Consider the following 19,960-nt stretch of genomic DNA (forward strand, 5'->3'; position numbering starts at 1 on the left):
AACGCTTGCCAGCGATCGGGTGAGTCTGTACCATTCGCGGCCTTTTTTGTGGTGGGGCAGTGATATGATCGGTTTTGACTATGGCACATCAAACTGTGCGGTCGGTGTTATGGAAGGCAATAACCCGAAGATTTTACCCTTGGGTGATCATGGTCGTTACATAGCGTCGAATCTGTATGCCCCGAGCCGCGATGTGATAGTCAACTGGCTGTACAAACACCTGCCCCCGGCAGAACAAACCACCTTCCAGCGGCAGCGCCAAAGGCAATTACTGAAAGGGCAGGCGGCGTTGAGAGAGCTTGCCTTGGATGGCTACCCGATCGAATTGTCATTCGGCGTGCAGGCGTTAAACAACTACCTGCAGGAGCCCGATGAAGGCTACTACATAAAATCACCGAAATCCTTCCTCGGCGCCAGTGGCCTGTTGCCCCAGCAAATTGAACTGTTTGAAGACATTGTCGCGGCCATGATGAGCAATGTAAAAAGGCTGACCGAAGCCACCCTAGGTAGCGGCGTGACGCAAACGGTGATTGGCCGGCCGATCAACTTTCAGGGGCTGCGTGGTGAGGAGAGCAACCGGCAGGCACTGCAAATACTGACCAATGCCGCAAGGCGGGTGGGCTTCAAGGACGTTGAGTTTCAATTCGAGCCGGTGGCCGCGGGCTTTGAATATGAAGCGAGCCTGGAGAAGGAAACCCGGGTGCTGGTGGTAGATATTGGCGGTGGTACCACGGACTGCTCCATGCTGCTGATGGGGCCCAAACAGGCGGCTGCACAAGACAGGACCGGCGACCTGTTGAGCCACAGCGGTGAGCGGGTGGGCGGCAATGATTTCGATATTGCCTTTGCGCTGAAGGGCATGATGCCGGGCTTCGGCATGGACAGCATGCTGAAAACCGGTAAGGCCATACCGGTCAACAGCTATTGGCAAGCCATGGCGATCAACAACATCAACCATCAAACCGAATTTTACAGTGCCGCCAACGGCCGCTTCCTGCAGCAGCTGATCCGTGACGCCGAGCAGCCCGAGCTGTTAAAGCGCTTGTTTACCGTGCAAAAAAACAAGCTCAGCTACCGGGTGGTCAACGCCGCAGAGCAAAGCAAGATCGCGCTAACGGACTGTCCCCAACAGCAGGTGGATTTATCCGATATCGATGACGGATTCACCGTTGAACTGGACCGGGATGGTTTTGCCAGCGCCTGCCAGCGGGAACTGGCTAAAATTGCCGCGCTGATGCACGATGCCATTGCCCAGGCCGGCTGCCAGCCCGATGTGGTCTTTGTGACCGGCGGTACCGCCAAGTCACCGGTACTGAACCAGTTTCTGCAACAGCAGTTTCAGCATACCCCCATCGTTATCGGCGACCACTTCGGCAGCGTCACCGCCGGCCTGACCCGTTGGGCCAGGATTATTTATTCATAAGAGCAACAATGGCTCTGCTGTAAGGTAATAGAGACGACACGGGGGCAGGCCTTATATTATTTGTTTCCAAATCAAGTTAACTCTGAGAAGGAACTGACTGGGTGTCAGCCACAGAGCTGTGAAATTTAAGGCCTGACCCCACAGGCACAACAATGGGCAGAAAACGCTCGCACTGCGGTGCAACTGAAAGGGATGTCTACAAGTTAAACTTTTCTTGATAATAGGCTACCAATCTGCAGTTACATCTTTATCTGATTCTAATTCTGTTGATGAGGGTACCCCAGTTTTTACCTCCTCTTCTGACCTAAGCGTCAATGCTGGAATCATTTTGATATTTTCACTTTCAACATTAAAGCCACCTTCCCACGCATCTCTATCAGCTTGCCATTCCTCAAAGTGTTCTTTTTGTGAACAGCCCAAAAGAGGAGCAATGGTTAATAATAAAGCTAGCAATTTCATTTGATAATCACCGGTGGATTATATTAGGAAATGCACCTAAGAAAACTGATGTAAATCTTTCGAAGGAGCTGTAATCAAGAAAAGGAATAATTGCTGCATTGCTGGCATATTGAGGTAATTGAGTTCTAGAGTGCAAGTATTGACCTAAATCCCGTCCCACAGGCGTAGGATCAAAGCACCCTGCTTTTGATGACATGTCACCTTGCCATTGCTCCCATCTTACAGACCAAGAAGATCCAGATACCGCTGGCTTTTCTTCTAATCCATGCGCAACGCAAAAACGAACATCAGTCAATATCAAATAGTAAACATCTTGCCCTCGCCACGTGTTCCCTTTTAATGCCGAGGCTTTTGATTCTGGGCTGGTAGAAATTGCTGCGAACTGAAATGTTTGATCAAAAATATTTTTTGACTTGTATAGAAACATGATTTCATTTTCTGTTGGCGCGATAGCTCCAATATATTTCCCCTTAATGGAGTTAGTAGCGAACATATATGGAGGGTTTGCATTAACGCCTATTGCTGGTTGATTGCCCCATACAGTTGAATCATCAGTAAAGTACTCAATTAATTCTGAGCGGAATACTTTCTTAGCTACTGTTGTTTCGAGAGTGTTGATACTTAAAATATCTATTTCCTCAAAGCTTGGTTTTACATCTACTGTTGAAGCACAACCAGCCACAAAGCTTAGCATTGAAGATAACATTAACGTTTTTCTATTTTTATTCATTCTCACCTCGTTTATTAACGTTTTATATGGCTTAACTACCGCCGAGCAAATCGGCTGGAAAGCCGTGCAGTGGACTAGTGCTTTCGGCCACACAGTGACCGAGGGTTTGACAGCTTTTTATAGGTAATTAACTTTTTACCTTACCTAGACAAAATTATTTTAGAGTTGATGTTCACCCGATAAAACGGACACGTTGTTGTTAATATTCTTTTTCGTACTGCTTCGAAGAAGTACTCGGCTATATGGTAATAAGAGCTAAACTCAAGAAAAATCACCGGTACTGAACCAGTTTCTGCAACAGCAGTTTCAGCATACCCCCATCGTTATCGGCGACCACTTCGGCAGCGTTACCGCCGGCCTGACCCGCTGGGCCAGGATTATTTATTCATAAAATAGAGCGGTTGATGTTATCGAGCTATTATTGGCATTTAACTTCCCAATAAATGTTCTTGGTTCCAAAAATGTCTACGTTTCTTCGCACTGATTCGTCTACTATAAAAAATTTATTGCTATGGCAGAGTCGCTCTGCATATTGAGTAAGGTGTTTTTCTGCACTCTCTCGGGACCCGTTTCCTCCGTCATAAGGCAGTGATATGACATAGTGCCCATATGCAGATAATGGCGTCATTCCGGGAGGGACAACGCTATTGAAAGAACACGCTGTAATAAACATTGAAATGGCTAAAGCTATACTTGATTTAATGACAATTATTTTCACAATCATCTGTTATCCGAATGGAGTTTGTAGGTTTAATGTTGTTCGCGTAAAGCGAAGGTGAACGGATCGTTGATGTTTCCGCTTTACCTTAGTATAAAGTTTTCGTTCGATATGATGAAATAGATATGTTTAGTTTTGGTTATTTCACCACAAGCTAGTTCTAGTCATATTCATAAGAGAAACGACTGCGTTTAATGTTATGGGGTCAGGTCTTGCATTTTTCCCATTAGATGGCCGTCCAGGGTAAAAAGCAAGGCCTGATCCCGGTGTCTCACTCTTTGTGCCAGCTATATATCGATGGTAGCGAAGCAGGTTATGAAGCTGTTCACTAACAGGCTTGATATCAACAAGTTACAATTGGTTGTAGTTTTGCTGATAAAGGCGTAGCAGGCAATCACCTAACATCCTGCCCCACCTTGCTGAATGGCAAACGCAGTTCCACCTATATTAACGCGGCCATTGTTCTGCAAGTAGATAGGGAAGGCCCCCTGTTCTCCATTGTCAGTAACATATACCAGCATGACATGGTTATAGTTTTCCTGGATATCCCAGCGGCCGGTAATAGTGCTATTAGAGGCTCCTCCAGCAGTACCGGGCACATACCAGCTCCCCTCTTTATAGTAACTATACCTGCCGTTTCTGCAAAAGTTGATTGTCGTCAGCGTGCTATTAGAGCTGATTGCCGAGCCCGAGTAAGATGTGAGCCTGGACCCGCTCAAACCCTGTTTCCATTGCTGCATGATAGATTCAGCATCGGCAGGTGTTGATACCAGAAAAACACCTAATGCCATAGCGATTGCTGATTGTTTTAAATAAACCATTTCTATTACCTAATATGAATTAATCGTTCGCTTCAGATAGATAAGAACGACGCTTTTATTTAACGATTATCTGGCGAATAACGGCGCATACAGCCTTAGCTCGTCCTGCTCCTGGTGCTTGCCTTCGGGTGTCGGAGTCTTACGGTATTTTGTCATGCCGAATTTTCCTTCTCGATACTCTTTACGCCAACGAGACAACATGAAGGGATGGATGTCCAGTGCTTCGGCAACTTCCTTCACACTCCGGTGTTCTTTATGGCTCCGAGAACAGCTTTTATCTTGATGTACTGCTGGGTTCGCTTTCCTGTTCTGTAAGCTGGCATGGCACACCTCTCTACATTATCGAGGTGTGTCCGTTAAAGCGGGTGAGTTCCATTGTCCGGTGCAACGCTTTGTTATGTGAATATTCTTACCGCCATTTCAATTAATGAATTAAGCCACGAAATGAGGCCGGCCATAAAAGTTTTAATTTGTTCGATTTTATCGATAGCGGATAAGAAAGTGCCAATAACTAAAAACACCGTAAGCCATACCATTTTCTTTTGAATGGACATCTGTTGTTGCTGAATTAGCTTGTTTGCTTCTTCATTTTTTAAGTGCTCTTTAGTTAGTGTGAAATAGTGTATTCCTTTCCCTTTTATCTCATACAACGGATCATCTTGGTTTCCTACCTTCCTCATCTCACCATCTTCAATACACGCATCCAAAATCCAATCTAATGACTTTGACACTTTTTGGTATACCGAATATTCACCTACATAATGATTCCCAAACAAGGCATTAGATAGCTCACTTTTGGTAAAAGCCCCTTGTCTAAGCACATTATCATTATTCATGAGGGTTTCATAAATCTCATACTTGCTTTTCAGCGGCGCTCTTAGTTTTCGTCGAGATCTTAGTTTCCTGAAATATTTAAATAGTCTGTACTTTACGATACTTATATATACGAGCTTTAAAGATCTCAGAATAAACAGATAAATAAGAGTAGAGACAGAGCAGTCCTGCTCTCGGAAATTCCAATATCCGAAGTAATAATTTACGTCGATTCTCGAATATCTTAAATAGTCTGAAGATAGAAGTCCTTCGGAAAACTCAACAGCCCCAGTATTTTTTATCTTGCCAGCGAGAATATTCCCCCACCTTGAGGCATTTTTGATTGGCATGAACTCGCATTTAATCCTAAGCGCCCCATGATTCTTTTTAGGTATCTTTGCGATTTCATCATTTGATGCGTCTGGTACATATATGTGAACTTCGTAAAAATCGTTCTTTTTTGCTTCTTCGTTAGTTAGAGAGAAACGATCCGGACATATATGCTTTGAGAAGTACGCCACCAACAAGAACTTCAGTTTGTCAGTTAGTATGTTCAGGTTCTATCTCCGCAATTTGTGGGTTCACATAACGCCTCAATCAGCAGCCGCTTTAGCTGTCTGTTGTATTGATTTGTTATGCGTATATAAGTGTGAACTCGCTACAGCATTGGAACCAAATGCTGATCGCTTTACCGTACCATCATCATTAAACTCTATATAGTTCAATAGATCTTCTTTGATTGTATATATCACTCGCCCAGACAGAGTAAAGCGCTCCCAGAAATCTTCCTTCCCAAGATTTAAATGTTCCAACATTTTAAATTCAATAAGTAGATTTCTAAATTGCCCCGTGTCAACACTGGTGCACAAACAATTAAAGTACAACAATGCCAACTCATCTGTTGATAGTTGGGCTCTCAATATCCTTGAGTAGTTTTCTTTTTCTTCTTTTGATATGTCTGAATAATCTATAAATTTTAAAATTTGATAAAGCCCTCGAAAGTAGTGACCTACAACATGGTTTTCAGTATCTTGAAACGACTTATAGTTTTCGCTAGATTTTTTCATATCTACTTCATCAGTGTTAATCCAAGAGAGGATCGATGAAAATACTGCTCTACCAACCGAATCTTCTTCATGTATATTCAGGGCACAGCACAACACTTTATCGTTAAACTTTAATGACTCTAAGGTATCAGCATGTATTCTAAGAAGGTTAAAGAATGTAGTTTCAAATACTTGTTTTTTTGAAGGCTGACTTTGCTCATGAAGCGAGTTTGCAGTTCGGCTAAACTCCTCTCTGGCTAACGCAAGTTCTGTTTTTTGAACAATTATGGTGATAATCAGACCAATAAACATTAAAAAGGTAAGTATAGGATTTATAATTCCACCAAAAAAATCTCCAAACTCACCTAACTTCCAATCACTTGAAGGAAGAAAATCTGCTCTTAGCAATAAATTTGCTAAAAACACCATGAACGAAGCAATCAGTGCAAATCTGAAAATCTTATATAGGTTCTTTGTTGTATTGTCATTCGACTTTCCAACCACAGATTCAAACTGTTCACAAACGGTATCATCTACACTGCGAATAGACTTTATTATCCACAAGTTAATTTTCTTTATATTATCGACCAATGTTTATCCTATATGCATAACAATTTTAATACTGCGCATGCGCGTTTTTACTCATCGAACCAGTTGCGGCTTATCTTGGTAGGAAACTGATTTAATGCGGTTTTTATTAATCATCGACTTTGTTCAGGATGATCAAACTACGCATGCGCATTTTGCCCGCGACCGGTGCCTGATATCTATCCGATGCTATTCTGCAACATATTGATTATCATAATGTTGTTTTTATCCTCAGAGTGAAAACACGCATGCCAGACGTATTTTTCGAGCATCCGGCGGTGGTTTCGGGGGGCTTGCTGCGGCGCGTGCAGATAAAGCAAGCACGCTACCGCCGGCTCTTGCGGGCGAACGGGCCTCTCCTGGTGCCGGTTGTGTGAGGCCAGATCGCCATTATTTGGCTGAACTCATATGAAGCCTTTGCATTATAGGCGGCAAAGATTGCGAATTGGAAGAGGGTAAACACAGGGGTAAGTCATCGGCCTGCCTCTTGGTCACAAGTCGCCAGCATAGTCTGCTGATGCTTATTGACGCCCGAGCTAGCGGTTGGCATCGCCAACAGGCGACGCCGGAGTGTCTAAGAGGGCAAAGGGAGCTGCTCAGCCGCTGGCTACGGACAGGCTGCGGCTTGCGTCCCCAGGTTCAACCTTGGAACGCCAAAACATTGGGCTGCCTTGGCTCCTTGCTCTTCATTCGGAACGGCGACAATGATGGATTGAGCTGGATAACCACTGGCAATCAGGCCATTCAACTTTATTGGCGGCGGCCATATTACCGCCGCCAATAAAGGCGATAACGGGAAGTTCTGTTGGGTGCCGGATGTTGCGCCCTCTTAGAATTCGGTGATCACGGTCACGCCGGTTCCTTCGAATTTATCCATGTTCATCAGCGCATCGATCGACTGCTCCAGTGAAATGGTTCTGCCAATCAGCTTGTCAGGGGCGAGTTTTCCCGACTGCATCATGGCGAGCATGGCGTCATAGCGATATGCCTGCATGCCGTGGCTGCCCAGTATTTCAAGCTCATGGGCAATCACCTTACTCATAGGAATGGCCGGCGTACTGTGGTCCGCCAGCATCAGGCCCACCTGTACGTGCTTGCCCCGTTTGCGCAGGTTGCTGATTGAATTGAAACAGGTCGTGGGGTGCCCAAGCGCATCCAGGGAAACATGGGCACCGCCCCGGGTAATCTCGACAACCGCCTCTGCAACATTGGCAACCCTGGTCGCATTGACGGTAGCGACCGCACCCAGCTTGCGGGCCAGCTCGAGTTTTTCTTCCGATATGTCGATTGCAACAACATTGGCGCCTATCGCGTTGGCGATCATGATGGCGGACAGGCCGACCCCGCCACAGCCATGGACCGCCACCCATTGCCCGGCAGAGGTTTTACCCTGATCAACAACGGCACGAAACGAGGTCACAAAGCGACACCCCAGGCTGGCCGCCGTCGCAAAGTCGAGGGTTTCCGGTAGCGCCACCAGGTTTATGTCCGCCTGGTGAATACCCACATACTGGGCAAAGGAGCCCCAGTGGGTGAAGCCTGGCTGAAATTGCGTATCACAGACCTGGTGGTTGCCGGAGTGGCATTCGGGGCAGGCGCCGCAGCCCCCGACAAAAGGAACGGTGACGCGGTCCCCGACTTTCCATTGTGTCACGTCTTTGCCGACCGCCTCGACAATGCCTGCCAGTTCATGCCCGGGAACATGCGGGAGCTGGATATCGGGATCATGACCAACCCAACCATGCCAGTCACTCCGGCAAACACCGGTCGCCATCACCTTGACGACAACGCCGTGTGTTTCCGGTGTTGGATCGGGTACATTCTTGATTTGGGGGGGGGCGGAAAAGCTTTCATAAACAACAGCTTTCATAAAATTCTCCTTTTGTGAAATACCCTTCCAATATAAAGCACAATGGGTGAGGTTACCTTTCTATTTACATTGACAAAATGACAGAATTTGAAATAGCCTTTCCGTATGCGTTGTTTTTTTGCAAGGATTCATCTGGATGGACTCACTTGATAAAGTGGATGCTGCAATAGCCGATAGGTTACAGCTGGACGGGAGGCTGTCTAACGCCAAGCTGGCAGAGCAGCTCGCGCTGAGTGAGGCGTCGTGCTGGAGGCGTCATAAACGTCTCGAGGAAGCGGGCGTAATTGAAGGCTACCAGGCCATTCTTAACCGGCGTAAGTTGGGAGGGGGGGTATTGGCCTTTGTACAACTCAGCTGCACGCAACATAGCGAAGAGGTGACGGCAGAATTTGAGAAGGTCATCCAGGCATGCTCTCGTGTGCTCAGTTGCCACAATACCACCGGGGAGTCGGACTTTCTGTTGCAGGTGGTGGCCCGGGATCTGGATGATTACAGCCAATTCGTAGACAAGGTGCTGAGAAAGCTTCCCGGTGTGTCGAGCATCCGCTCGAATATTTCCTTGCGGGAAATGAAAGCAACGAACAGGTTACCCATTGCAGAGTTGCTTGAACCCTAATTCTGGAAGGTCGGTCAATCCTGCTTGAATCGGGAACCGGCCGGGTAAACCCAACCGCGCCGGGGTCCCTACGGTTTACATTGCTTTCAAATTGTTTCATCGCTCGACACACAATAATGCCGCTTTTGACTAACTGCTACAGACCTCTTTCATCACGTCGTGGGTAGGTGTTCCCGTCGGAATAGTCAGCCACTGTTTTATGAACGGCTTCCTGCTATATAACACAGCCCCTTTTGCCATGGGCTTGGCATGCTCGATAAATAACGGTTCTGAATGGTAGATCACTAAATAACTGATACAAATACCGCTACATTTCAAGACAGAAGTCAGGATTCGATAAGCAGACCCTCCGCGCCATGGCCGGAAAATGCTCCTGCTGTTCCGGCATTTCCGCCATCCATGGCAGTCAGTGGCGCGGCGGAGCCTCCAGGGATGGGTCCACGGCGTGTCTGCGTTCGAGCCTGATTTCTGTAGCACAATTAGGAACAGTTATTTAGCGGCATCGACAGGGTTACTTTATCTCGTTAACAACATTGCCCTGCGTATCTTCAATCCAGAAATACATTGCGTACCCTCGTCCATATGTCCTGTCAGCGCGCAGTCGGTAAGTGCGACCAGCCTCCAAGTCAATGGTCATGTTCACCGCTTGTGAGACCAACATTCTCGGATCTACCATGAAACTCACCCCGAAGGTTGTACTGTATTCAATTCGGTAGGTTCCGGGATTCAGTTTAACGGCGCTGTATTTTGCGCCGTCAATATGGAGGTCATTGAATTTCGCCCAGGTAGCATCCCCCATCTCAACGGTCACGAGGGAGGTTTCGGGAAGATCTGTCGCTGAGACCTCTTGGTAAACTTCTTTCGGTGCCGTTGCACAGGCCGACAAAAATGTTAGCAGCAGAATAAGTACCGGCATGGAAAGCGTGCCGCGCCGTTTTACTTTGTTCACGGCCCCTATCCCTTACACAGTCGGTTCACCTTTATCCAGTATAGAGCGCAAACATGATGCGAGCCTGTTTCGCCGTGACGAGGTATGGCAGCCGGAGCAAGCACCCGGAGAAGCTTGGCTTGCGTTCCCAGGCTCCGCCTGGGAACGAGAAGAGGTTGCTTCCGGTTTCTTGCTTTAGGCTGCTGGCTGATTCAGGGCGTCGCTCAAGGGGAGTCGGCGCCAATCTCCTGCAAGGCCTGCACCAGGGTGTCGGGCTCTTGGGCGCCGGAAATCAGGTACTTGTTGTTGATAATAAATGCCGGCACGGAAGTCACACCGGCCTGCTGATAGGTTACTTCCTCTTCTCGCACCAGGGCACTGTACTGATTCGAGTCCAGTACCTGTTTGGCTGCTGCCGCATCCAGCCCAAGGGCTGCAACGCAACTCAATAGCACAGCGTGATCGGAAACATCCATCGCCTTGCCAAAATATGCCTCGAACAGGGCTTGTTTCATGGCGGTTTGCCGACCCTGCTCGGCAGCCCACTTCACCAGGCGGTGGGCATCGAAGGTATTGCAGGTATGCCGCACCTGTAATTTCTCAAAGTTAAGGCCCAGATCGGTGGCAATCGCCATCATGTGATTTTGATTTTCCCGCATTTCTGCCTCGCTCCGCCCGTATTTTTTGGCCAGGGCGGGCAAGATGGGCTCCCCTTGACCGATGTGGCCGGGGTTCAGCTCAAAGGCATGCCACTGAACGCTGAACTCATACTCCGGTGCCAGCCGTGCCATGGCCTGCTCCAGCCGGGCATAACCGATGGCACACCAGGGGCAGGCGATATCGGAAACGATATCTATCTGAATCTTGTTCATAATGGATCCTGTTCGATTAGAGGAGTTCACGCGTGACCTTGATTATGCGCCCTTCTACGGTGCACTGTATCTTTTCTTCGATCTGGCTGCACTGGGATTCAACCTCGCGTCTCGAGGCCGCCACCACCACAAAGGACCATTCGCTGGCATCGTGCCTGTTGTGTTCACCACTTTCGCAGACCGCCACCGCCGGGTTGCGCCCGAACCGTTCGTGCATGCCGCCCATGCGTTGGCGTTTTTCCTTCAGAGAGCGACACCCCGGCAGCGAAAAGGTGATGGTCAGAATGCCGATATGCATGTCGTGCTCCTTATGCTGTGCTGAACAGACTAGTCTTTTCTAACCATTCAGACCATGCCATTGGGCCAGGCCTTGCGTTTTAACTCTGTGATCATGCTGTTCAGGCGAGCGGATGCAGGCTGAACCAGCCCGCTATCGCGTTAGTGCGGTATTTTTTTTCGGTGGGATGTGTGCCGTTGCGGCGTGGCCTGCGTTCCCACGCGGAGCGTGGGAACGAGAAAGAGATTGCTTCTTTTATTCCATATTCAGCGCCAGTTCGTCCGGGTAGCCGCGTTCGCGGGCCAGGCGGAGGGCTTCCCGCTCTACCTCGGCAGCGCTCTGGCCCTCGGTCAGTGCGAGACTGGGTGACAGCGGCAGGTCTGTCATTTCTATCCAGCCCAGGTCGCCCAGCCTGCCGACGATACGGTCGGCGGCGGTCAGCGCCGAACTGGCCTTGACGATTTCCACCCGGGCATAGTTCATGCCTTCAAAGGAGACATCCGCCGCCCGCAGCCGGGGATCGGTGCCCGGGATCTGCTGGGCGCCGAACAGCGGCTTGCCGGCGGGTTCGGCATCATTGAAGGCGGGCAGCAGGCGTGCCAGGTGGGCGATGGCCCCTCGGGTGCGGCTCTCGATGTCGGGGGATTGCCAGCCTTGTTCCAGCTGGGCCTGATAGGGTTGTGGCAAGCGCGGCTGGGCGCTCTGCTCGCAGCTGGCGACCAGGCCGTTCTTGAACAGGGTAATGCTGTCGGTCATGCCGTGCAGCTGAAAGATACCGTTCGGATAGGGTGTCAGCTGGGCCATGCCTTGGGGGGTGCCCCGCTCGCCGTGGAAGATAACCTCGGGCCATTGTTCCGCGCGGTGCCAGCGGGCGAGATAGGCGGCCTTGTATTCCACCAGGCGCTGGCGCCGGTAACCGGCCATGTCATCGACCTGTCCGGTGCGAAAGCCGCAGGCATTGACCAGAAAGTCCACCCTGAACTGCCGCGCCTGCCCCTGATGGTCGCGGCCGTGCACCAGCCAGCCATCCCGGGTGTGTTGCAGTTCCATGGCCCGGGTATCAAAATGCAGCTCGCAGTGCGGCGAGCCGTTCAGCGCCAGGGTGGCGGTGGCGGCCATGCGGAACAGGCTCCAGCCATATTCCTGCACCAGGATCAGCGGAAACTTGAGGCTATCGGGATCCAGATGATGGGCCAGCGGTATCATCCAGTCGTCAGGGGTTTCTGGTCGGGTCGGCAGGGGGCGATTGGCCAGCGCTTCAAACTGCGCGCGGCTGTAGCAGCGATAATAGTGCTCGGGATCGCCCAGCACCCGGTTGGCCGGATCTTCTGCCACCAGTCGTTGATATTCCCGGGCAACCTGTGCCAGCCGGGGCAGCAGTGCCTCGGCGTTGCCCGCATCGGATACCGGGGTGGCAATGACGGTGGGGCGACGATTGATGCTGTGCGGATAGGCGCGTACCGAGGCGATGGACTGGCGCAGCAGGGTCAGGCACTGCTCGTCGCTGATATCCCTATAGAGGTTGCCGCCGGCATGCAGATGGCAGATAGGCGGTCCGTTGACCAGGCCGTTGCTGGCTTCAATCAGTACCGAATGTATGCCCAGGTCGGCCAGCCGCAGGGCCACGGTGGCACCGGCAACGCCGCCGCCCAGTATGCCGACCCGCAGGGGGCCACCGGCGGTGACGTTGGAAAAATCGTGTTTCATCAAGCCTCAAAAAACAGGGTCGCAGGGTAAAGACAGGGGGCCTGTCCGAAGGCAGATACCTTCCGGGCGAGATATATACCTTCCGCATATGCTGCTGTAAACCCCGGGTTTTATCCGGGTATTGTGCGGCTGTCCCTTGATTGACCCTTTGCTACCCCGCGTTTGCCCGCAGCTCGTTGAGCATATCGCCAACCAGCGACAGCCGGGCCTTGGCATCCTGGCTTGGAATGGCAAAGCGCAACTTGGTCGGCCCCTCCATCTTGTAGATGCGCGGCTGGCTCTGCAGCAGGCCGACCAGATAACCCGGGTCCACCCTGGCATCCTGGGCAAAGCTGATGGTGCCGCCATTGGCGCCGGCGTCGATCTTGTCGATGCCGATCTCGCTTGCCTTGAGTTTGAGCCCGGCCAGCGCCACCAGGTTCTTGCCCGGCTCGGGCAGCAGGCCGAAGCGGTCGATCAGCTCTACCTGCAGTTCGCGCAGCGCGGCCTCGCTGTCGGCGGTGGCGATGCGCTTGTACATCGACAGCCGCATGTTCACATCGGGAATGTAGTCATCCGGCAGCAGCGCCGGCAGCCGCAGCTCGATCTCGGTTTGTGAACGCAGCAGCTGATCCAGCGCCGGCTCTTTGCCCGATTGCAGCGCCTTCACCGCCTGCTCCAGCATTTCCATATAGAGGCTGAAACCGATGGCGGTGATCTGGCCGCTCTGCTCGTCGCCCAGCAGCTCGCCGGCACCGCGGATTTCCAGGTCATGGGTGGCCAGGGCGAAGCCGGCGCCCAAGTCTTCCAGCGCCGAGATGGCCTCCAGCCGCTTCTTGGCGTCTGTGGTCATGCGTTTGGGATGGGGGGTCAGCAGGTAGGCGTAGGCCTGGTGATGGGAACGACCCACCCGGCCGCGCAGCTGGTGCAGCTGGGCCAGGCCCAGCCGGTCGGCCCTGTCCATGATGATGGTGTTGGCGGTGGGCACGTCGATGCCGGTTTCGATAATGGTCGAGCACAACAGCACATTGAAGCGCTGGTGATAAAAGTCGGACATCACCCGCTCCAGCTCCCGCTCGCGCATCTGGCCGTGGGCAACGGCGATGCGTGCCTCGGGTACCAGCTCGGCCAGGGCCTGGGCGCTGTTTTCAATGGTCTGTACCTCGTTGTGCAGGTAATAGACCTGGCCGCCGCGCTTGAGTTCGCGCAGTATGGCTTCGCGCACCAGGGCCGGATCCGACTCGCGTACGAAGGTTTTCACCGCCAGCCGTTTGGCGGGCGGGGTGGCGATGATCGACAGGTCGCGCATGCCGCCCATGGCCATGTTCAGGGTGCGGGGGATGGGGGTGGCGGTGAGGGTGAGGATATCCACATCGGCGCGCAGCGCCTTGATCTGATCCTTCTGGCGTACCCCGAATCTGTGCTCTTCATCGACGATCAGCAGCCCCAGATCCTTGAAGCGCACATCCTGACTGAGCAGCTTGTGGGTGCCGATCACGATGTCGATGGTGCCGTCGGCCAGGCCGAGCAGCGACTTGTCCTGCTCCTTGCCGGTCTTGAAGCGGCTGATCATCTCCACCCGCACCGGCCAGTTGGCGAAGCGGTCGCGGAAGTTGTCGTAGTGCTGCTGGGCCAGCAGGGTGGTGGGCACCAGCACCGCCACCTGCTTGCCGCCGTGTACCGCTACAAAGGCGGCGCGCATCGCCACTTCAGTCTTGCCGAAGCCCACGTCGCCGCACACCAGCCGGTCCATGGCCTTGGGCTGGGTCATGTCGGTCAGCACCGCATTGATGGCCATCAGCTGGTCGTCGGTTTCCTCGAAGGGGAAGGCATCGGCGAACTGGCGGTAGGCGCTCTTGTCGTGGGGGATGGCCTGGCCCGGCTTGGCGGCCCGGCGCGCATAGACATCAAGCAGTTCGGCGGCCACGTCGCGCACCTTCTCGGCCGCCTTGCGCTTGGCCTTGGCCCAGGTATCGTTGCCGAGCCGGTTGAGGCTGGGCTCGTCGGCGCCGCTGTAGCGGCCGATCAGGTGCAGGGCGGTCACCGGCACATAGAGCTTGTCGCCGCCCGCATATTCCAGGGTCAGGTACTCGGAGGTGAGCCCGCCGGCGTTGAGGGTCTGCAGGCCCATATAGCGGCCGACCCCGTGATCCAGGTGCACCACCGGCTGGCCGATGGACAGCTCGGCCAGGTTGCGGATCAGGGTATCGGGGCTGAGCGTGGCGGACTTTTCCCGCCGTCGGCGCTGGATCACCCGGCCACCGAGCAGATCGCCCTCGCAGATCAGCGCCAGCTGTTCACCCAGAATAAAACCTTGGGCGAGGGGGCCAATCAGCAGCCCTTGTGATGCATTACCGTCCAGGAAGCGAGCCAGGCTGTCGCAGGGCGTCGGCTTGAGGCCGCTGTCCGCCAGCAGTTCCAGCAACGCCTCGCGGCGGCCGGCGGTTTCCACCGAAAACAGCACCCGGCCGGGAAAATCCCGGCAGAATGCCTGCAGCCGGGCCAGGGGCGCGCTCTTCTGGTGTTCGACTTCAAGGGCGGGCAGGGGGCTTACCGGGGCATTGAGCCGGTCGCCCTTTTCGGCCACCGGCTCTGCGTTCAGTACCAGCTGGGGATAGGCCTTGAGGGCGCTGTTCAGGGCCTCCGGCGGCAGGTACAGGCTGTCAGGGGCCAGCAGCGGGCGCAGGCTGTCGTGGCGGCGGTCTTCGTAGCGCGACTGCACATCGGCCCAGAAGTCCTCCGCCGGCTGGGTCAGCTCGCCCTGGGTCAGCACCAGGGTGTCGGCGGGCAGGGAATCGAACAGGGTCTCGGTCTGCTCGAGAAACAGCGGGAAGTAATACTCGATACCGGCGGGAAACTGGCCCTGGCTGACCCTGTGATAGAGGGCCTCGGGCTCGTTGCGCAGGGCGAAGCGTTCCCGGTACTGGCCCCGAAAGCGTTCGATGGCGGCGGCATCGGTGGGAAATTCCCGCGCCGGCAGCAGGCGAATTTCGTCGACCTTGTCCCGGGAGCGCTGGCTGTCCGGATCGAAGGGCCGCAGGGTGTCCACCTCGTCATCGAAGAAATCGATGCGATAGGGTTCATCCGCGCCCATCGGGAACAGGTCGAGCAGGGCGCCGCGGGCGGCAAATTCGCCGTGTTCCAGCACCTGCTCCACCGCCCGGTAGCCGGCCTGCTCCAGCCGGGAGCGCAGGCCGTGCAGATCCAGCTTGTCGCCGGTGCGCACCAGCAGGCTGTTATGTTCCAGGTACTGTCTCGGTGGCGTGCGCAGCATCAGGGTGCTGACCGGTACGATCAGCAGGCCCCGGCCCAGGGCGGGCAGGCCATAGAGGGTTTCCAGTCGCTGGGAGATAATATCCTGGTGGGGAGAAAAGCTGTCGAAGGGCAGGGTTTCCCAATCGGGGAACAGGCACACCGGTAGCCGGTTGTCGGCCAGCAGATGGCCGACTTCCTGCTCCAGGCGCTGGGCCGAGGGGGTGTCGGCGACCACCAGCAGTACCAGGTGAGGGTGGCGTTGTACCTGCTGGGCAATGGCCAATGCCAGGCTGCTGCCCGTGAGATTGCCCAGGCTGGCCTTGGGCCTGGGGATCGGGCTCTTGATATCTATTGTTGTCATGGGTCCACTGGAGCTTGTTGCGTCATCCGCGAACCTTTATTATTCCGCAACTCGCGGGTGACGTAAAACCCTTTGCAAAACGGATGATTATACCATGTTTCAACCCCTGATCCTGATGTTGGGTCTCAGGTATGCGGGCGCCCGGGGGCGCCGTAGTTTTGCCTCGTTTGTTTCCTGTTTCTCGACCATCGGCATCCTGCTGGGGGTGGCGGCACTGATCCTGGTGTCGGCGGTGATGAATGGCTTCGAGCAACAGCTCAAGGATCGGCTGCTGGGGGTGATCCCCCATGCCCTGGTGACCAATGATCAGCGCCGGCTGGCCGATCCCGGCCAATATGCCCCGCTGTTTGCCGATCAGCCCAGGGTAAAGGCCAGCGCGCCCTTTATCCAGGCGGAAGCCATGGTGCAGGGGCCCGGCCACCTGACCGGGGTCGAGCTGTACGGGGTGGATTTTGCCGATTTTCCGGCGGACGATCCGCTGCTGACCGGTATGAACGGCCAGGCCCGGGAATTCTTCGAGTACCTGCCCTACGGCCTGGTGATGGGCGCCGGCGTGGCCCGCAGTCTGAACGTGGAGCCGGGGGATCAGGTGCGGGTCACGGTCACCGAAGGCAGCCGCTTTACCCCCCTGGGGCGGGTACCCAGCCAGCGGTTGTTTACCCTGGTGGGTACCTTCAGCACCGGCACCGATGTCGACAACCAGCTGGTGCTGGCGCGGCTAGGGGACGCGGCCAAGCTGCTGCGCTATGGGCCTGAGCAGGCCACCGGGCTGCGGCTGTGGCTGCACGATGCCTTTGAGGTCGATCGGCTGGCGCCGCTGCCGGAGGGGCTGACCCTGGCCAGCTGGCAGCAGAGCCGGGGCGAGCTGTTCCAGGCGGTGGCCATGGAGAAACGGCTGATGAGCCTGATGCTGGCGCTGATCATCCTGGTGGCGGCGTTCAATATACTGTCGTCCATGGTGATGGTGGTGACCGACAAGGAGGCCGAAATTGCCATGCTGCAGACCCTGGGGTTGAGCCGCTTGCGGGTGATGGGGGTGTTCATGATCCAGGGCGGCTTCAGCGGCGTGCTCGGCTCCCTGCTGGGCTTTGGGCTGGGGCTGGTGCTGTGCTTCAACCTGGACGCCGTGCTGGGAACACTCGGCATCAACTTCTATTCGGCGGCGGGCGGTAACAGCCTGCCGGTGCAGCTGGACAGGCTCCAGCTGGTATTTATCCTGTTTTCCACCCTGTTGTTGTGTGTGCTGGCCAGCCTGTATCCGGCCTGGCGGGCGGCACAGGTTCATCCTGCCGAGGCATTGCGTTATGAGTAACCCCCTGTTAGTCGTAGAAAAGTTGACCAAGGCCCATCAGGACGGTGAGCGTGATGTACAGATCCTCGACGGAGTCAGCATGACTCTGAGCGCGGGCGAGAGTTTGGCGGTGGTGGGCAGTTCGGGCTCGGGCAAGAGCACCTTGCTGCATCTGCTGGGCTGCCTGGATGCGCCCACCAGTGGCCGGGTTCAGGTGGAAGGGCAGGATCTGCACCGGCTGTCGGACCGGGCCCAGGCCCGCTTCCGCAACCAGAAGCTGGGCTTTGTCTATCAGTTTCATCACCTGCTGGGGGAGTTTACCGCCCTTGAAAACGCCGCCATGCCGTTGCTGATTGCCGGCGTGGCCGTTGCCGAGGCCCGGGAGCGTGCCCAGGCGCTGCTCTCCCGGGTGGGGCTGGGCCATCGGCTGGAACACAGGCCCTCGGCGCTGTCCGGTGGTGAGCGCCAGCGGGTGGCCATCGCGCGCGCCCTGGTCAATCGTCCCCGGCTGGTGTTGGCCGACGAGCCCACCGGTAACCTGGATGCCCACAGCGCCGCCGACGTCTTTGCCCTGTTGGCCGAACTGCAGGCGGAGTCGGGCACCGGCCTGGTGGTGGTAACCCATGATCTGACGCTGGCGGCACGCCTGGACAGGCAGGCCCGGCTGGTGGATGGCCGGCTGCAGGAGGCGCACTGATGTTTCGTCCTCTCAGCCTGTTCCTGGGCTGGCGTTTCAGCCGGGCCAAACGGCGCAACCGCTTTATTTCCTTTATTTCCGCCGCCTCCATCATGGGTATTGCCATCGGGGTCGGCGCGCTGATCCTGGGATTGTCGGCGATGAACGGCTTCCAGCGGGAGCTGGAGCAGCGGATCCTGGCGGTAATTCCTCATGGCCAGCTGACCACGGCCCAGGGGCCGGTGGATAACTGGCGGGGTATAGTGGCGCACCTGACCTCGGCCCCGGGGATCCTGGCCGCCTCGCCCCATGTGCCGCTGGACGGTTTGCTGAGCAAGGGCTCCAAGCTGAAGGCGGTGCAGTTGCAGGGCATCGAGCCCGGGCTTGAGGCGCAGATCTCGGACCTGTCGGCCTTTATCGAGGGCGGCAATTTCAATGAGCTGCAGCCGGGGGCGCGTCAGCTGATCCTGGGGCAGGCCATCGCCCGGCAGCTGGAGCTTGAGCTGGGTGACACGGTGTCCTTGTTGTTGCCGACACCCGGCAGCCAGGGCTTTGGCTCACCCGAGCGGCACAGCTTCACCCTGGTGGGGATACTGGCCCTGGGCGGCCAGCTGGACACGGTGCTGGGCTATACCCACCTGGAGGATGCCCAGCAACTGCGGGAATTGGGGGAGGGCGTGACCGGATTCCACCTCAAGGTGGATGAGGTGCTGAGCGCGGACGCCCTGACCATGAATGCGGCCATGGCCTTGCCCAGCCCCTTCTATGTGGACAGCTGGATGCGCAGCCAGGGCAACATCTACCGGGATATCCAGCTGGTGCGTACCCTGATGTATGTGGTGCTGCTGCTGGTGATGGCGGTGGCCAGCTTCAATATCGTGTCGACCCTGGTGATGGCGGTCAACGAGAAGAAGGGGGATATCGCCATCCTCAAGACCATGGGCGCCGGGCCCTGGCAGATCCGCGGTGCCTTTGTGGTGCAGGGCATGCTCAATGGGGTGCTGGGGGTGGTGATTGGCGCCCTGTTGGGCGGGCTGCTGTCCCGCCAGCTGTCGGCCCTGGTGCGCTGGTACGAAAATGCCAGCGGTCACCACCTGCTCAATCCGGAGATCTATTTTATCGACTTTATTCCCACTGAGTTCCACTGGGCGGACCTGTGGCTGGTGACGGGTTCGGCGCTATTGCTTATCTTTGTCGCTACCCTGTATCCGGCCTGGCGCGCCGGCCGGCTGTTGCCCAGCCAACTGTTGGGAGAGGCCTGAAGCTCTTTCCTGGTGGGAGCGTCGATTGGCAGGAGGGGGCGATCCCTGTGGGAGCGTCGACCTCGGCGCGATAATATCCGCAGGATATTCAGAGGTCTTGAAGCCAATCGCCGCGATATGCCTTGCTGTAGGAGGGGCGACCTTTGTGGGAGCGTCAACCCCGGCGCGATAATATCCGACGGATATTCAGTGTTCTTGAAACTAATCGCCTCGGGATCGGGCTTCCTGCAACTACATTGATGGCCTTTCGGCCCACTCGCCGCGAGGT

The 19,960-nt window shown here is 54.9% G+C and carries 16 protein-coding genes and 1 pseudogene; 5 read left to right on the top strand and 12 right to left on the bottom strand.

Annotated elements, in window-relative coordinates; translation table 11 throughout:
* Positions 1-64: 64 nt before the first annotated feature.
* Entirely contained in the window at positions 65-1,423 is a 1,359-nt protein-coding gene (yegD, locus tag DCS96_RS02550) for a molecular chaperone (RefSeq protein WP_116472784.1), read from the top strand.
* Positions 1,424-1,648: 225 nt separating this feature from the next.
* On the opposite strand, the gene DCS96_RS18490 is transcribed toward yegD, so the two are convergent.
* The 7 genes and pseudogenes from DCS96_RS18490 to DCS96_RS02575 form a co-directional block, all read right to left on the bottom strand.
* Positions 1,649-1,882: a hypothetical protein gene (locus tag DCS96_RS18490; protein ID WP_157953557.1), complete on the bottom strand. Its 234-nt coding sequence runs from the start codon at positions 1,880-1,882 to the stop codon at positions 1,649-1,651.
* Positions 1,883-1,889: 7 nt separating this feature from the next.
* Positions 1,890-2,612, bottom strand: coding sequence for a hypothetical protein (locus DCS96_RS18495; protein WP_157953558.1), 723 nt, complete (start codon positions 2,610-2,612; stop codon positions 1,890-1,892).
* Positions 2,613-3,728: 1,116 nt separating this feature from the next.
* Positions 3,729-4,151 carry a hypothetical protein gene (locus DCS96_RS02555; RefSeq protein ID WP_116472785.1) on the bottom strand — a complete coding sequence of 141 codons (423 nt, stop codon included), beginning with the start codon at positions 4,149-4,151 and terminating at the stop codon, positions 3,729-3,731.
* Between the two features lie 159 nt (positions 4,152-4,310).
* Positions 4,311-4,474, bottom strand: a pseudogene (locus DCS96_RS18750) (transposase); the annotation flags it as partial.
* Between the two features lie 72 nt (positions 4,475-4,546).
* Positions 4,547-4,987 (bottom strand): hypothetical protein, encoded by a 441-nt coding sequence (locus DCS96_RS18500; protein WP_157953560.1) that lies wholly within the window; start codon positions 4,985-4,987, stop codon positions 4,547-4,549.
* A 570-nt stretch (positions 4,988-5,557) separates the two neighbouring features.
* Positions 5,558-6,601 carry a putative phage abortive infection protein gene (locus DCS96_RS02570; RefSeq protein ID WP_116472788.1) on the bottom strand — a complete coding sequence of 348 codons (1,044 nt, stop codon included), beginning with the start codon at positions 6,599-6,601 and terminating at the stop codon, positions 5,558-5,560.
* 826 nt (positions 6,602-7,427) lie between these two features.
* On the bottom strand, positions 7,428-8,468 hold the full coding sequence (locus DCS96_RS02575) for a zinc-dependent alcohol dehydrogenase family protein (RefSeq protein ID WP_116472789.1): 1,041 nt from the start codon (positions 8,466-8,468) through the stop codon (positions 7,428-7,430).
* Between the two features lie 136 nt (positions 8,469-8,604).
* Here DCS96_RS02575 and DCS96_RS02580 point away from each other — a divergent pair, with 136 nt between their 5' ends.
* Entirely contained in the window at positions 8,605-9,084 is a 480-nt protein-coding gene (locus DCS96_RS02580; RefSeq protein ID WP_116472790.1) for an Lrp/AsnC family transcriptional regulator, read from the top strand.
* 511 nt (positions 9,085-9,595) lie between these two features.
* Here DCS96_RS02580 and DCS96_RS02585 read toward each other — a convergent pair.
* The 5 genes from DCS96_RS02585 to mfd form a co-directional block, all read right to left on the bottom strand.
* Entirely contained in the window at positions 9,596-10,033 is a 438-nt protein-coding gene (locus tag DCS96_RS02585) for a hypothetical protein (protein WP_116472791.1), read from the bottom strand.
* 203 nt (positions 10,034-10,236) lie between these two features.
* Positions 10,237-10,884 (bottom strand): DsbA family oxidoreductase, encoded by a 648-nt coding sequence (locus tag DCS96_RS02590; protein ID WP_116472792.1) that lies wholly within the window; start codon positions 10,882-10,884, stop codon positions 10,237-10,239.
* 16 nt (positions 10,885-10,900) lie between these two features.
* Positions 10,901-11,182, bottom strand: coding sequence for a DUF503 domain-containing protein (locus DCS96_RS02595; RefSeq protein WP_116472793.1), 282 nt, complete (start codon positions 11,180-11,182; stop codon positions 10,901-10,903).
* Positions 11,183-11,416: 234 nt separating this feature from the next.
* A complete protein-coding gene (locus DCS96_RS02600) occupies positions 11,417-12,868 on the bottom strand; it encodes an FAD-dependent oxidoreductase (protein ID WP_116472794.1) in 1,452 nt (483 codons plus the stop codon).
* Positions 12,869-13,019: 151 nt separating this feature from the next.
* Complete coding sequence (gene mfd, locus DCS96_RS02605; RefSeq protein WP_116472795.1) at positions 13,020-16,463, bottom strand: transcription-repair coupling factor; 3,444 nt, start codon at positions 16,461-16,463, stop codon at positions 13,020-13,022.
* A gap of 94 nt (positions 16,464-16,557) precedes the next feature.
* Here mfd and DCS96_RS02610 point away from each other — a divergent pair, with 94 nt between their 5' ends.
* Genes DCS96_RS02610 through lolE form a run of 3 tightly spaced genes read left to right on the top strand, consistent with a single transcriptional unit; the run spans position 16,558 to position 19,692 of the window.
* Complete coding sequence (locus tag DCS96_RS02610; RefSeq protein ID WP_116472796.1) at positions 16,558-17,775, top strand: lipoprotein-releasing ABC transporter permease subunit; 1,218 nt, start codon at positions 16,558-16,560, stop codon at positions 17,773-17,775.
* Entirely contained in the window at positions 17,768-18,451 is a 684-nt protein-coding gene (lolD, locus tag DCS96_RS02615) for a lipoprotein-releasing ABC transporter ATP-binding protein LolD (protein WP_116472797.1), read from the top strand. Before DCS96_RS02610 ends, lolD begins: the two co-directional genes overlap by 8 nt.
* Positions 18,451-19,692 (top strand): lipoprotein-releasing ABC transporter permease subunit LolE, encoded by a 1,242-nt coding sequence (gene lolE, locus DCS96_RS02620; protein WP_116472798.1) that lies wholly within the window; start codon positions 18,451-18,453, stop codon positions 19,690-19,692. The genes lolD and lolE overlap by 1 nt, the downstream gene beginning before the upstream one ends.
* The last annotated feature ends 268 nt before the right edge of the window (positions 19,693-19,960 follow it).

It is taken from the genome of Zobellella maritima, assembly GCF_003075035.1.
GTDB lineage: Bacteria > Pseudomonadota > Gammaproteobacteria > Enterobacterales > Aeromonadaceae > Oceanimonas > Oceanimonas maritima.

Coding starts and splice junctions, on each gene's coding strand:
- yegD (WP_116472784.1), top strand. CDS start 65: ATGATCGGTTTTGACTATGGCACATCAAACTGTGCGGTCGGTGTTATG.
- DCS96_RS18490 (WP_157953557.1), bottom strand. CDS start 1,882: ATGAAATTGCTAGCTTTATTATTAACCATTGCTCCTCTTTTGGGCTGT.
- DCS96_RS18495 (WP_157953558.1), bottom strand. CDS start 2,612: ATGAATAAAAATAGAAAAACGTTAATGTTATCTTCAATGCTAAGCTTT.
- DCS96_RS02555 (WP_116472785.1), bottom strand. CDS start 4,151: ATGGTTTATTTAAAACAATCAGCAATCGCTATGGCATTAGGTGTTTTT.
- DCS96_RS18500 (WP_157953560.1), bottom strand. CDS start 4,987: ATGAATAATGATAATGTGCTTAGACAAGGGGCTTTTACCAAAAGTGAG.
- DCS96_RS02575 (WP_116472789.1), bottom strand. CDS start 8,468: ATGAAAGCTGTTGTTTATGAAAGCTTTTCCGCCCCCCCCCAAATCAAG.
- DCS96_RS02580 (WP_116472790.1), top strand. CDS start 8,605: ATGGACTCACTTGATAAAGTGGATGCTGCAATAGCCGATAGGTTACAG.
- DCS96_RS02590 (WP_116472792.1), bottom strand. CDS start 10,884: ATGAACAAGATTCAGATAGATATCGTTTCCGATATCGCCTGCCCCTGG.
- DCS96_RS02595 (WP_116472793.1), bottom strand. CDS start 11,182: ATGCATATCGGCATTCTGACCATCACCTTTTCGCTGCCGGGGTGTCGC.
- DCS96_RS02600 (WP_116472794.1), bottom strand. CDS start 12,868: ATGAAACACGATTTTTCCAACGTCACCGCCGGTGGCCCCCTGCGGGTC.
- mfd (WP_116472795.1), bottom strand. CDS start 16,463: ATGACAACAATAGATATCAAGAGCCCGATCCCCAGGCCCAAGGCCAGC.
- DCS96_RS02610 (WP_116472796.1), top strand. CDS start 16,558: ATGTTTCAACCCCTGATCCTGATGTTGGGTCTCAGGTATGCGGGCGCC.
- lolD (WP_116472797.1), top strand. CDS start 17,768: ATGAGTAACCCCCTGTTAGTCGTAGAAAAGTTGACCAAGGCCCATCAG.
- lolE (WP_116472798.1), top strand. CDS start 18,451: ATGTTTCGTCCTCTCAGCCTGTTCCTGGGCTGGCGTTTCAGCCGGGCC.